Origin of the sequence: Marinicella sediminis (assembly GCF_002000055.1) — a bacterium.
GTDB lineage: Bacteria > Pseudomonadota > Gammaproteobacteria > Xanthomonadales > Marinicellaceae > Marinicella > Marinicella sediminis.
Genome location: NZ_MVBD01000004.1, coordinates 176,772 through 189,778, shown reverse-complemented (window position 1 = coordinate 189,778; position 13,007 = coordinate 176,772). Strand labels below are relative to the sequence as shown.

The window sequence follows — 13,007 nt, the reverse complement described above, 5'->3', positions numbered from 1 at the left end:
TTACCTGAACAGCCATCCCTGGAAGTTTTGAAAACCCTGGGCTCTGCCGCATTGAAAGTCGGCAAATGTTTCCACGCCTTCCAGAACTGATTGGATGTTCATCGATTCTGCAAAGCGGGATAGCCCATAGGTAAACTGATTCACACCCTGGTGTTGCAAATTTTGATTGGCAACTTTAATGACGTCAATCAGCCCCATCTGTAACAATTCCCAGTGGGCAAAGCCAGAGCCAAAATCATCCAGTGCAATCCAGCCGCCCAGGGATCTGAATTTTTGCAGCAAATCAATGGCGCCAGAGCACAAAGGGGGCATGGAGTGGGTTTCTACAATTTCGATACAAATCCGTGAAGCGTCAATGATGTCATTTTCAAGTAAATGCCAAAACTGAGACCTGAATTGCGGGCTCAAGAGGCTGATGGGCATCAGGTTAACACTGAGTTTATGGGGATTTTGGGTTTGTAAGACGTGCTCAATTTCCTGAAATATTTTGATGTCCAGGTCTACTTTTTGTTGGGTGTTCAGGGCTTTGAAGTAATGTTCAACATCGGGGTGCCCCATCATATGAACTGGGCGGTACAGCATTTCAATCCAGTTCTGTGTTTGTTTATCAGCATTCACGATCTCCTGAAACTGAAAACTCAGTTTTTGGTCGATGGTCGTTTTGAAAGCTGCTAAATTCATAAACATGGTCAATAATGAACAGGTTTATTATAGGCTGATTAATTGGCCCATGTAAACAGAAATATGAAAATAATCTGAAATAATTTTGCACAAGGAAGAACAACTTGGGTTTGGATTCCCTTTGGCCGAAATATCCATGCGTTTATGGGCTGGATTTCAAGCTGTCAAATTAGCTGAAACAGGTGGTTTGATCCCTGGCTATCCGGCTGGTTTTTACTGGTGTATGATGATTGTTAAAGAAGTCACTATGGCCTTTCGATCGGCAGTATGTTCTTCAATCATGTCGGAACACATCGGGTAATGGGTCATGCTGTCTGTAGTCATGAATAAGTGCAATTGGGCCTCACCTTCATTCTTCAGATGCGGCCAGGTATTCCAGAACAGGTAAATTGGCAGGTGGGAGCTGGGTGTTGTGTAACTCTTTAAGGCTGACCCAGCGCATGGCTTGTTGTTCATTGGCGATCACTTTGGCAGAGGGGTCAAGTTGATGGTAAAAGTATAAGCTGACATGTTGTTCAGGATAGCTGTGATCGAGGTGCAGCAATAAACTTGGGTCATGGGGCTGATAGGCCAGTTCCTCCTGGCTTTCACGACGCAGTGCAGTGAGGAATGATTCGCCGGGTTCAACTTTTCCACCGGGAAATTCCCAGTATCCACCCAGGTGGGCGGTTTTCTTGCGTTGGGTGATCAGGTAGTTGCCTGACTGGTTTTCCAGAATCAGCACAACCACCTGAATGTGTTTGCTGTGGCTCAGGTCAGTTTGCCGTGGCACTGTTTATACTTCTTCCCGGAACCACAGGGACAAGGGTCATTGCGTCCCACTTTTTCGCCTTCTCTGACGAAAGTTTCCGGTTTGTCAGTTTGTGGATTGCTGGTTGAACTGCCCGGAGACTGGTGCTGAAAGGTGACGTTTTGCTCTTCTTTGGCTTCCATTGCCGCCACATCTTCTTCCTGGCGCAGATTAACCCTGGCGATGATGCGTGTGGTTTCATACTTGATTTTATCCAGCAGGTCTTTGAACATTTCAAAGGACTCGCGCTTGTATTCCTGTATCGGTTGTTTCTGGGCATGCGAACGCAGTCCAACGCCTTGTCTGAGGTGGTCCATTTGTGCCAGGTGTTCTTTCCACAACTGGTCAAGGGTATTCAGGTAGGCGGCTTTTTCAAAGTGACGCATCACTTCGGAGCCAGTCAAAGCTTCTTTTTCTTTGAAGTATCGCTCAATGTGGTCATGGATTTTGTCGGTCAGTCCATCGTCATCAAGGTCTTCATCGCGTTCCAGTATGCGGTTGATGTTGATGTCTATTCCAAATTCATGGGACAGCACACGTTCCAGCTGAGGGATTTGCCATTGCTCTTCAACGCTTTCCAGTGGAATGTGTTGTCTGATGATGTTATCAAACACTTCTTCACGGGTATCGGCAATGTACTCACCAATTTCTTCAGCTTCCAGTAAGTCAGCGCGTTGTTGGTAAACGACCATTCGCTGATCATTGGCCACATCATCGTATTCCAGCAAATGTTTACGGATGTCAAAGTTGTGAGACTCTACTTTACGTTGGGCATTTTCAATGATCCGGCTGATCCATTTGTGCTCAATGTATTCATCTTCTTTCATACCGAAGCGTTTCATGTTGTCCATCATGCGGCTTTGGCCGAAGACGCGCATCAGATTGTCTTCCAGAGAAATGTAGAAACGGGATGAACCCGGATCGCCCTGACGACCGGCACGGCCCCGTAATTGATTATCGATTCTTCTGGATTCATGTCGCTCGGTACCGATGATGCGTAATCCGCCATTATCCAGCACTTGCTGATGGCGTTTTTTCCAGTCAGCGATGAGTTGTTCTTTTTGGGTGTCTGTGATGTTTTCTTTCTCAGCGATCTCAACGTCAACGTTGCCACCCAGTACAATGTCGGTACCCCGGCCGGCCATGTTGGTGGCAATGGTCACCGCCCCTGGCAAGCCTGCTTCTGCGACGATCAGGGCTTCGCGTTCATGCTGTTTGGCATTCAGTACATTGTGTTTGATTTTCTTTTTCTTCAGTTCAGCGGACAACAATTCCGAGACTTCAATGGATGCAGTACCCACCAGGACCGGTTGTTTTCGTTCGCAACAGTCAATGATGTCTTCGATGATGGCTGCAAATTTGGCTTGTTGATTGAAATACACCAAATCACCCTGATCATCACGAATCATCGGTTTATGGGTTGGGATCACAATCACCTCAAGGCCATAAATGGTCTGAAATTCATAGGCTTCGGTATCAGCCGTGCCCGTCATGCCTGATAATTTGGGATACAGGCGGAAATAGTTCTGGAAGGTGATGGATGCCAGGGTTTGGTTTTCTTTCTGGATAGGTACATTTTCTTTGGCTTCTACCGCCTGATGCAGGCCATCTGACCATCGCCTGCCTTCCATGGTGCGCCCAGTGAATTCATCCACAATAACAATTTCACCTTGCTTGACGATGTAGTCGACGTCTTTTTCAAACAAATGATGGGCACGCAATGCGGCATTGACGTGATGCATCAGTGAGATGTGTTGTGTGTCATACAGTGAATCATCGGCATTCATCAATCCATTCTTTTTGAGCAGATCTTCGGTGTTTTGCATACCCTGTTCAGTAAGGAATATCTGTTTGGATTTTTCATCCACAGAAAAATCACCATCGGGTTCGGGCAGGGATTGTTTGTTAAGGATCGCTTTGCTGATCTCTTTCGGGTCAGGCTCCTCAGTGGCGCGCTCCAGTAGTGGTACAATTTTATTAACCCGGTTGTATACATCAGGTGATTCATCAACCTGTCCGGATATAATCAGTGGGGTTCTGGCTTCATCAATCAGAATGGAATCCACTTCGTCGACCACCGCGAAAAAGGGTTCGCGCTGTACTTTGGCATCCAGGCTGAAAGCCATGTTGTCACGCAGAAAATCGAATCCCAGTTCATTGTTGGTGGCATAAGTGATGTCACAAGCATAGGCGGCCCGCTTGGCTTCATGGGTGAGGTTGGGAACGACCACGCCTACGGTCATACCAAGGAAATTGTAAAGTGGCTCCATCCACTTGGCGTCCCGGCTTGCCAGGTAGTCATTGACGGTCACCACGTGTACGCCTTCACCGGCCAGTGCGTTCAGGTAGGCAGGTAAGGTACACATCAGGGTTTTACCTTCACCGGTTCTCATTTCGGCAATTTTGCCGCGGTGTATCACAATACCGCCAATCAGCTGGACATGGTAGTGTCGCATCCCAAGGGTTCTGACTGAAGCCTCTCTGACCAGCGCAAATGCTTCTGGCAGGATGTCGTCAAGGGATTCGCCAGCAGCCACCCGGTCTTTGAACTCCTGGGTTTTGTGGGTAAAATCCTCATCCTTGAGCGATTGAAATTCTGGTTCGAGTGCTTCAACGCGATCTGCGATTTTGTCCAGTTGTCTGATGTATCTTTGGTTTCTGCTGCCAAAGACTTTGGTGAAAAGTGAATTGAGTGCCATAGTTAACTAATTATTTGCCCACGCTTAATGGAACCTTAAGTGGAATCGTTCCATACATTATTCAAGTAAAAGGGGCAAATAAATCTGATTTATTTGCCCCCGTCCGGTTTTATTGATAGGTCAGGAATTCACAAACGGCAAGGGATTGACTTTGTGACCATTTTTGATGATTTCAAAGTGCAGATGCTCTGAAGTGGCCCGACCGGTTTTGCCCATGATGGCGATGAGTTCCCCAGCGGTGACTTTCTGCCCCAGCTCAACATGTATTTTGTCGGCATGGGCATAGCGGGTTACAAACCCGTTACCATGATCGATTTCGACCATGTTTCCATAGGTGCTGCGCTTACCCGCCCAGACCACCACGCCATCAGCGGCAGCAACAATTTCAGAATCATAACTGCCTGAATAGTCCATGCCTGGGTGGTTGGCCTGCTGGCCAGTGAATGGGTCAATGCGTTTGCCGTAGTAAGATGAAATCCAACCCTGTTTCAATGGCATCACATGTGGTGTGGCATTCTGCTCAAGAGATTGCTCGTTGAGCAGCTGCGCCAGTATGTTGAGGTTTTCCTGTTGCTGAGTGAAGGTGTCTTCCAGATTGAACAAATGCTCATAGAGACTTTGAGGGGTGTTGACTTCGCCTGTCAGCTCCGGCTCGGTGCCACCAATGCCTGGCTCTTCAGTCAGATTGAATTCTTCCTGGCTGATGTCAGCCACCACCGTGAGTCGATCACCAAGCGCGTTAAGCCGGGTCGAATGGGCCATCAGCTTACCGATTTGCAGGGACATCGAGTCGATGTCATTTTGTACGGACTTTTTATGTTGGATGAGTTCCTGTTGACGCAATTCCACCAGTGCCTGCAGGTCTTTGATTTTTTGTTGTTCGGCATTGGAATCATTCAGGACAAAAGCGCCAAACAGGGCGCCGGCGGCAAATAACAACAGGAACAAGCCCACGGCCACAACCAGTAATTTTTGACGTACTTTTTGATCGCTTAAATGGTATTGAACAATACCTGTTTTTTCGTGCTTTATCAGTGTTAAATTATTCATAAAAAAACTTGCCAATCACATTCATTAAGATTCAAATATCCCCATGCGAAAATCCCGCGGGTTCCACTCTATACAAGATTCATTGGCACAGGATCAATCTCTTTCCGGATTGATTCAGCGCGCCGGGCAACTGAAAAAGCTCAATGATGCCTTGCAGCTGTCAATGCCCGCTCAGGTCAGGGGCATGTGTCAACTGGCAAATCTCAAAGGTGAGACGGCGGTGTTCCTGTGTCGGACTCAGATGGAAGCCAGCAAAATCCGCATGTACAGCCGGAGCATTTTACAGACATTACAAACAGAATTCAAAATATCTGTCAAGAAACTACAGGTAAAAGTTGAATTAAATTCCTGACAAGCCGATTCATCAGCCTTGATTCCGGCAGACAATCCAACAGACCGGGGCTGACTTGCCCCTCAGGGCAGTTTATAATGCCGGGCTGTTAGCCATTGACTTAGACTTACCAACATGAATACAGAACAAATCATTGAACAAGCCTGGACAGACAGGCAAACGTTGAGCAGTGAAGAACTGTTTGCCACATACGCGGATGCCGTAGAGCATGCCCTGCATGGTCTGGAAACAGGCGCATTGCGTGTGGCCGAACCCAGCGGGGATGACTGGCAGGTCAATGAATGGCTGAAAAAAGCCGTCTTGCTGTACTTTGCCATGCATGACAATGCAGTGATGCCGGGTACCACCCACCAGTACTGGGATAAAGTGCCGTGTCGGTTTGCTGATGCCACGGCCGAAGATTTTCGCGCTGTGGGTGCGCGAATTGTGCCTCCTGCCACGGTGCGCAAGGGTGCTTTTCTGGGGCGGGGTGTGGTTTGTATGCCTTCCTATGTGAACATTGGAGCCTATGTGGATGCCGGCACCATGGTGGACACCTGGGCTACGGTTGGTAGTTGTGCACAGATTGGTAAAAATGTTCACCTGTCAGGTGGTGTGGGTATTGGCGGTGTGCTTGAACCTTTACAGGCAGCACCAACCATCATCGAAGACAATTGTTTTATTGGCGCCCGGAGTGAAGTGGTTGAAGGCTTTCGGGTAGGCCGGGGCAGCGTCATTTCCATGGGGGTTTATCTGGGACAAAGCACCAAGGTTTATGACCGTGAAACCGGTCAGGTGAGTTATGGTCATGTGCCGCCAGGATCGGTGGTGGTGCCTGGAAGCCTGCCTTCCGCAGATGGCTCATATGCCTTGAATTGTGCAGTGATCGTGAAAAAAGTGGATGATAAAACCCGCGCCAAAACATCCATCAATGAATTGCTCCGCTCATGATTATCTACGGCATTAAAAATTGTGACAAAGTCAGGGCGGCACTGAAGCGTTGTGCCAGTGAAGGCATGGATGCTCAGTTGCATGACTTCCGGGTCGATGGCATTGATCTGCCACTGGTTGAACGCATGTTGGCCGACATTGCGCTTGAGCAACTGGTCAATAAACGCAGCACCTCCTGGAGACAACTGGACCAGGCAGCCCGTGAAACCCTCTCCGCCAGCACCCTGGTTGCGCACCCCACATTGATTAAACGCCCGGTGGTGTATGCTGACGGGCATTTTAAAACAGGCTTGTAATCATGGAACCAGAAGTCATCACACTGGCCAGGCAGCTGATTGAAAAACCCTCCTATACCCCCGATGATGCGGGTTGTCAGCCGTTATTAATGAATCGCCTGGGTGGTCAGGGTTTTCAGGGCGAACACCAAAGGATTGGTGAGGTCGATAATGTGTTGATGTGGCATGGTGAACAACCTGGCCCTGCCTTGATGTTCCTGGGGCACACCGATGTGGTGCCGCCCGGTGAGTTGTCTGCCTGGAAACATCACCCCTTATCAGCCCATGTGGAAAGCGGGGTGTTGTACGGACGTGGCGTGGCCGACATGAAAGGTTCAGTCGCTGCCATGGTTCTGGCGATGGAAAAATTCGTTGCCCAAAACCCCAATCATCCCGGGAAAGTTGCCCTCATGTTGACCAGTGATGAAGAAGGCGAGGCGATCAACGGGGTACGGCAGTTCATGCCCGAAATGGCTCACAAGCATCATTTCGATTATTGTTTGGTGGGTGAGCCATCAAGCGGTCAAAAACTGGGTGATACGGTGCGGGTGGGTCGTCGCGGCTCATTGCATGTACACATCACTATCCAAGGCAAACAAGGGCACGTGGCATATCCACAGCTGGCTGCCAATCCGGTTTTTCTGGCAGCCTCAGCGTTGGACGAACTGGGTCGTTTTGCCTGGGATCAGGGTAACGCTGATTTTCCGCCCACCAGTTTTCAGGTTTCTGCTGTAGAGGCCGGAGCGGGGGCTCCGAACATCATCCCCGGAGAATTGAAAATCACTGCTAACTTTCGCTATGCGCCCACGTCATCACAGGATTCCCTGGCTGCACAGTTACAACAGATTCTTGATCGCCACCAGCTGAACTATGAGCTGAGCTGGCAATTGTCTGGCGAACCCTTTCATTGTCAGGATGAGGCTTATAAACAGGCCCTGGCAGCTTCGATTCGTCAAATCACCGGAACCGAACCTGAATTCAATACAGGCGGGGGCACATCTGATGGGCGGTTTGTCGCGCCACATGGCATCGCCACCATGGAATTGGGGCCGATTAACAAGACCATTCATCAGGTCAATGAGTGTGAAAAAATCAGTCATTTGGTACAGCTGGAAAACATTTACCTGGACTTGATACACCGTTTATTGTTGCAGCCATGAATGTTATTGATCGTCGCTTATCAGTGGCCCCCATGCTGGACTGGACTGACCGGCACTGTCGTTATTTTCATCGATTGATATCTGATCGGGTGTTGCTGTACACGGAAATGATCACCACCGGAGCGATTCTTTACGGACAAAAAGAACAATTGTTGGCATTCTCCGCGGCTGAATCGCCGGTTGCCATACAGCTTGGTGGCAGTGATCCTGCTGACTTGGCTCAATGTGCCCGACTGGCAGAAGACCTGGGTTATGCTGAAGTAAATTTGAATGTGGGTTGTCCCAGCGATCGCGTGCAGAAAGGCCGTTTTGGCGCCTGTCTGATGAGAGAGCCGGACACCGTGGCAGCCTGTTTCACTGCCATGCAGGAAGCGGTGGACATCCCGGTAACCATCAAGTCTCGAATTGGTGTGGATGATGAAGATTCTTATGAGGCCTTTGAGCGGTTCATCGAAACCGTGGCAGCGGCCGGCTGTGAGACTTTTATTGTGCATGCCAGGAAAGCGTTGCTCAAAGGCCTGAGCCCAAAGCAGAACCGGTCAGTGCCACCACTGAAATACCACTATGCCCATGACTTAAAAGCCGCCCATCCGGAACTGACTGTGGTGCTTAATGGCGGCATTGAAACCGTTGAACAATCCACCGAACAGTTGATTCATGTGGATGGGGTGATGGTCGGTCGGGCGTTCTGGAACGCGCCCTGGCTGATTCGTGACATGCACATTGCCATGGGCATGGGTGAATTGCAGCGCACCCGTGACGAGGTGTTGGAAGCCTACACCCGATACTGTGCACAAATGATTGAACAAGGTGTCAGTTTGCATTGGTTGATCAGACCCATCCTGGGGCTGTATCATGGTATGTCTGGCAACAAGAAGTGGAAGTCATATCTGGTGACTGAAGCGCCCCGCAGAAAAACCGATGTTTCGGTGATTTCAGAAGCAAGAGAAAAGGTGAAATATGCTCATTAAAACCGTTGAGGGCTTCATCGAAGCCACACAAAAACAGTCTTATCCCATCAAGCAGGCAGCCAGCATGAAAGCGGCTTTTATGGTCAGTCCGGTTGGTTTTCGCCTGGACCAGCAGACCGCGCAGGACAATGAGTACATGCTCATGGATCAACAGGTGGATGTCAAACTGGCCATGTATCAACATCAGCAACTGGCCAGAGCCATTACCGAAGTCGGGGTGCCAGTGGTGACCTTCCCGGGATCTCCGGAAACACCCGATGCGGTGTTTCCCAATAATGCCTTTGCGACCACACATCACCACCGCTATGTGATTGGTTCTATGAAGTATGAAAATCGACAAAAAGAAACTCAGCGAGCAGATATTCGCAAATTTTTTGGTGACATCCTGGGCTATGAAAAATACGAAATAGACCATGATACAGCCGTTGCTGAATTGACTGGTGTGTTGGTGCCTGACCGGGCGCGCAACATCGGATTTGTTGGCATGACCGAGCGGGTTGATGATGCCGGTGCCCGGGCCTTGGATGAGGCTTTTGGGACCGATTTGATGTTTCAGTTTGATCTGGCAGCAGGTGAATACCACACCAATGTGGTGATGGCTTGTCTGGCTGGTGAAGCCTGTGTGATGCACAAGGATTCATTTGCCGATCCGGCTGTGGTTGATGCCATCGCAAACTTTTACAAGGACCGTACTTTGTTCATCAGTGATGAAGAGAAATTGGCTTTCGCCGGCAATTGCATTTCCATTACGGCCAAAGATGTGTTTTTCAGTCAAACGGCTTATGATGCGTTGTCAGCCGAATCCCGCAGCACGCTGGAATCCTGGGGGTTTGTTTTGCACGGGGTTGAGGTTTCTGAGCTGGAAAAAGCAGGAGGATCACTGCGCTGCATGATCGGTGAAATCTTCTGAAGACAATTTTGGGCAGAACCTCTGTGTTGGACCTGGGTTTTAAGACGTTTACGCGCACGCATGTGCGATGGCCCGCATGGATGTAGGTCTGCCGCGAGAGCATGATGCGGTAGCGAAAGAGACTTTAAAACACGTCCGCCTTGATCTTTCCGTCCGAAATCGCCCTCAGGGCTTTACATGCTGTCATTGCGAGGCTGCTTTGCAGCCGTGGCAATCTTCCTAATCTGCCGCAATCTTTGTTTCGCTGTAGACCACCACCTGATTGCGGCCGGTGGTTTTGGCTTCATACAATGCTTTATCTGCCTGGTCAATGAGGGCGAAAATGTCTTTGGCGGACCTGATGGGTTGATTACCATCAGCGAAAGCCACTCCAATGGAAACGGTGGTTTTTTCGGGTTGATTTTCGGTGTGGCTGCGGATGTTTTCTGCCGCCATTAAAGTATGTTGTTGATCAGTTTGGGGAAGGATTATGAGGAATTCTTCGCCACCATACCGGGCTGCCAGGTCCTGTTTGCGTTTGATCCGGGTCAACAAAGACTGGCCAAATTTTTCCAGCAGTTGATCGCCGGCCAGGTGGCCTTTGTTGTCGTTATAGCGCTTGAAGTGATCCATATCCATCATGATCACTGAGAACCGGGAAATCTGGTTTTCAATCAGTTCATTGATGTACTGATCCAGAAACAATCGATTGGACAGACCAGTCAGGGGATCTTTGTGAGCTAAATCCTGCAAAGCTTCGTTGGCCAGTTTCAAGGCATGGGTTTTTTCATTGATGATGGCTTTCAAGGCTTTTTTCTGTTCCTCATGCTTGCGTTCGCGCCACATCAGAAACAATTTAAATACCGAGAATAACAGGGCCAGACCACACATCAACCAGGCCACTTTTGCCAGCGGTGTCAGATACCAAGGGGGTTCTATATTAAAAGTCAGCTGCGGACTGTTATGGGTGCTGCCATTGACGTCTTTGGCGGTCACTTCAAAGGCATAATTTCCAGCAGGCAGTTCCAGAAAATTGGCTTGGGTGTTTTGACTGAAAGGAGACCATTGGTCATTGTGTCCCAGCAGCCGGTATTTGTATTCTGTGGCACCGAGGTTTTTGATGTCGGTAAAAGTCCACTCAATGGTCAAACCACCCACGTCTGCACCCATGGTAAAAGGGGAGGTGTTCACCACCGGAAAGCCCACAGGATTGGAGCCATCTTTGGGCATCAACGATGCCGCGGTGATCATCATTTTGCCACTGACTTCCCCGGTGACTTGACGCTGGTTAAACAAGTAACTGAGAATGACACTGTTGGATGATATTTTGACCTGGTCAGCTAAAAATTCAACGTCGTAAATACCGCCTTGTAGGTAATCGGTCGCATCAATGACCTCCCACTGTTGTTTTTCATTCAATAAATACAGTTGGGTACTGCTGTGAGCCCAAACCTGACCATCAGGGCTGGTGCCCATGCCTGAGATGTCTTTGGGAGCCACCAGTTGTTGCAGGCCATTCAGGTCGTTGGGCTGCAGTTCGTTGTGAGCGAATTGGTAATACTTTTCCTGGGTTATGCCGATGACAGAATCATTGGGGCCGGGGTAGAGTTGCAGTTGACTGATTTCTTTAGCCGACATGCCTGCCTGGTGGTGCATCTCAACCGTGGCTTCCACAGCGTTAAGCTCGTCATTCAATACCACCTTGAAAAAACGTCCCTCTATCGTGGTGATTAACAAGGTATCAGGGCTCAATTCGATGACACTGTTTGGTTTGCCAGGTGCCACCACCCAGTCACGCCATTGCCCGCCTTCGCGCAACAGCAGACGTGTGTCCAGTTCGGTGAGCATATAAATATGATCGGGGTGGTATTTGGAAGCCAGAAAATCACGTGGGTAGATGATGTCAGTAAGCTGAGTGCGTTTGCCATCACGGGTCACCAGATAAGCATAGTGCGATTCCGCAAAAAGCATTTCCTCATCATTCAGCGGGTATACTTTCCAGGCTTCCTGGTTGGTCCAATCCAGGGTTGTGAAGTTTTTATCGGCACCTGCTTGTTGTTGGGGCAATTCCAGAAACACCCCAGCTCTGGAGGTGGCGTACAACTGGTCATTCCAGACAGCCAGATCAAAAATGTCGCTGCTTAATCCTGAATTCGGGCCTTGAATGCGCCATGGGCTGGGCCAAGTGAGGTGGTAAATGGTGAAGTTGGATAAGATCAACAATCCACCGTCATTGGCTTTGATGATGGATGAAATCCAGTCGTTTGAGAGCTGAAAAGATTGGGCCGTGAAGGTGTTGAAATCCAGGAAAGTCAAGCCACCGTTTTTGCTACCCATGATGATTTGGTTGTTTGCCAATGCCAGAGAGTTTGAAAAACTACCCAAAGGTGGCATATGGGCATCAAAATGGATGGCTTTTACTTCATGCCCATCAATCAGACGCCAGTTATCAGATTGTGAATGGATGAATATGTTTTGGTTGTCCAAAACCTGGAAATCATAAACCAGGCTGTTGTCTTCCAACTCGATGGGACTGTCGACCCACAGGCCATCGGCCAGGTATTTCAGACCTACGGAGCGGTCCTGTAAGAGCACCTGATCCTGATGGCATATCACATCACCCAGCTTTCCTTTGAAAGACCATGAAGAGATGTTACCGGTTTTGGGGTCGTACTGGTAGATGTGATTCAATGCCTTGAAATAAATCAGGTTCTGGCAGCTGGCGATGCTCCAAATACTGGCAAAATTGGTGGGATTTTGGGTTGGGGTTAAATCGATGAATTCATATGCACCCAGCTCATTGCGGTTGACATAACCGAAAAAATTAAAGCCACCCACATAGACCTTTCCTTGTTCATCAACAAATAATTTTCGGGTCAAAATGGTATTGGGGATAACCACGGTATCCCAGCGGTTGCCATCAAATATTTTCAGTCCTTTGTCATAAGTCAGGTAGATGACGTTGTTGTGGTCTTGAGCCATATCAAAGAAGGTGATGTAAGGCTCAGAGGGGATGTTGATTTTGGTCAGTGGTGGTGTACCAACGATGGTGGCATGGGCAGGTGACTGAATCAAATACAGACCCAGCAGTGCCCAAATGAATGGTTTGATCAACGCGTAATTCAGCACGATTCCCCTAAACTGTGAAATGAAATGACTTGCCGCCACCCCAATGTTTCAATACAGGATAACAGAATTTGAATTACCGTT

The 13,007-nt window shown here is 48.9% G+C and carries 11 protein-coding genes and 1 pseudogene; 7 read left to right on the top strand and 5 right to left on the bottom strand.

What is annotated here, in order from left to right:
* Nucleotides 1–681 carry an EAL domain-containing protein gene (locus B0475_RS07240; protein ID WP_157892768.1) on the bottom strand — a complete coding sequence of 227 codons (681 nt, stop codon included), beginning with the start codon at nucleotides 679–681 and terminating at the stop codon, nucleotides 1–3.
* An 85-nt stretch (nucleotides 682–766) separates the two neighbouring features.
* Between B0475_RS07240 and B0475_RS17790 the strand changes: the two genes are divergently transcribed.
* Entirely contained in the window at nucleotides 767–982 is a 216-nt protein-coding gene (locus B0475_RS17790) for a hypothetical protein (protein ID WP_077411138.1), read from the top strand.
* 48 nt (nucleotides 983–1,030) lie between these two features.
* Here the strand turns inward: B0475_RS17790 and mutT are convergent, their stop codons facing one another.
* The 3 genes from mutT to B0475_RS07220 all read right to left on the bottom strand — a co-directional run bounded on the left by mutT (nucleotide 1,031) and on the right by B0475_RS07220 (nucleotide 5,220).
* The gene (mutT, locus tag B0475_RS07230) at nucleotides 1,031–1,453 is read right to left on the bottom strand and encodes an 8-oxo-dGTP diphosphatase MutT (RefSeq protein ID WP_077411291.1); all 423 of its coding nucleotides are present in this window, start codon (nucleotides 1,451–1,453) and stop codon (nucleotides 1,031–1,033) included.
* Nucleotides 1,432–4,170, bottom strand: a complete 2,739-nt coding sequence (gene secA / locus B0475_RS07225; RefSeq protein ID WP_077411137.1) for a preprotein translocase subunit SecA — start codon at nucleotides 4,168–4,170, stop codon at nucleotides 1,432–1,434. The genes mutT and secA overlap by 22 nt, the downstream gene beginning before the upstream one ends.
* 120 nt (nucleotides 4,171–4,290) lie before the next feature.
* Nucleotides 4,291–5,220 carry a M23 family metallopeptidase gene (locus tag B0475_RS07220; protein WP_077411136.1) on the bottom strand — a complete coding sequence of 310 codons (930 nt, stop codon included), beginning with the start codon at nucleotides 5,218–5,220 and terminating at the stop codon, nucleotides 4,291–4,293.
* 43 nt (nucleotides 5,221–5,263) lie between these two features.
* Between B0475_RS07220 and B0475_RS07215 the strand changes: the two genes are divergently transcribed.
* The 6 genes and pseudogenes from B0475_RS07215 to B0475_RS07190 all read left to right on the top strand — a co-directional run bounded on the left by B0475_RS07215 (nucleotide 5,264) and on the right by B0475_RS07190 (nucleotide 9,818).
* On the top strand, nucleotides 5,264–5,572 hold the full coding sequence (locus tag B0475_RS07215; RefSeq protein WP_077411135.1) for a DciA family protein: 309 nt from the start codon (nucleotides 5,264–5,266) through the stop codon (nucleotides 5,570–5,572).
* Between the two features lie 132 nt (nucleotides 5,573–5,704).
* Nucleotides 5,705–6,502: pseudogene (gene dapD, locus B0475_RS07210) on the top strand (2,3,4,5-tetrahydropyridine-2,6-dicarboxylate N-succinyltransferase); the annotation flags it as partial.
* The gene (locus tag B0475_RS07205) at nucleotides 6,499–6,798 is read left to right on the top strand and encodes an ArsC/Spx/MgsR family protein (protein ID WP_077411133.1); all 300 of its coding nucleotides are present in this window, start codon (nucleotides 6,499–6,501) and stop codon (nucleotides 6,796–6,798) included. The pseudogene dapD and the gene B0475_RS07205, both read left to right, overlap by 4 nt.
* Nucleotides 6,799–6,800: 2 nt before the next feature.
* Nucleotides 6,801–7,937, top strand: coding sequence for a succinyl-diaminopimelate desuccinylase (gene dapE, locus B0475_RS07200; RefSeq protein ID WP_077411132.1), 1,137 nt, complete (start codon nucleotides 6,801–6,803; stop codon nucleotides 7,935–7,937).
* Nucleotides 7,934–8,908 (top strand): tRNA dihydrouridine(20/20a) synthase DusA, encoded by a 975-nt coding sequence (gene dusA / locus B0475_RS07195; protein ID WP_077411131.1) that lies wholly within the window; start codon nucleotides 7,934–7,936, stop codon nucleotides 8,906–8,908. Before dapE ends, dusA begins: the two co-directional genes overlap by 4 nt.
* Nucleotides 8,898–9,818, top strand: a complete 921-nt coding sequence (locus B0475_RS07190) for an arginine deiminase-related protein (protein WP_077411130.1) — start codon at nucleotides 8,898–8,900, stop codon at nucleotides 9,816–9,818. The genes dusA and B0475_RS07190 overlap by 11 nt, the downstream gene beginning before the upstream one ends.
* A gap of 219 nt (nucleotides 9,819–10,037) precedes the next feature.
* Here the strand turns inward: B0475_RS07190 and B0475_RS07185 are convergent, their stop codons facing one another.
* Complete coding sequence (locus tag B0475_RS07185; protein WP_077411129.1) at nucleotides 10,038–12,926, bottom strand: GGDEF domain-containing protein; 2,889 nt, start codon at nucleotides 12,924–12,926, stop codon at nucleotides 10,038–10,040.
* Between the last annotated feature and the right edge of the window lie 81 nt (nucleotides 12,927–13,007).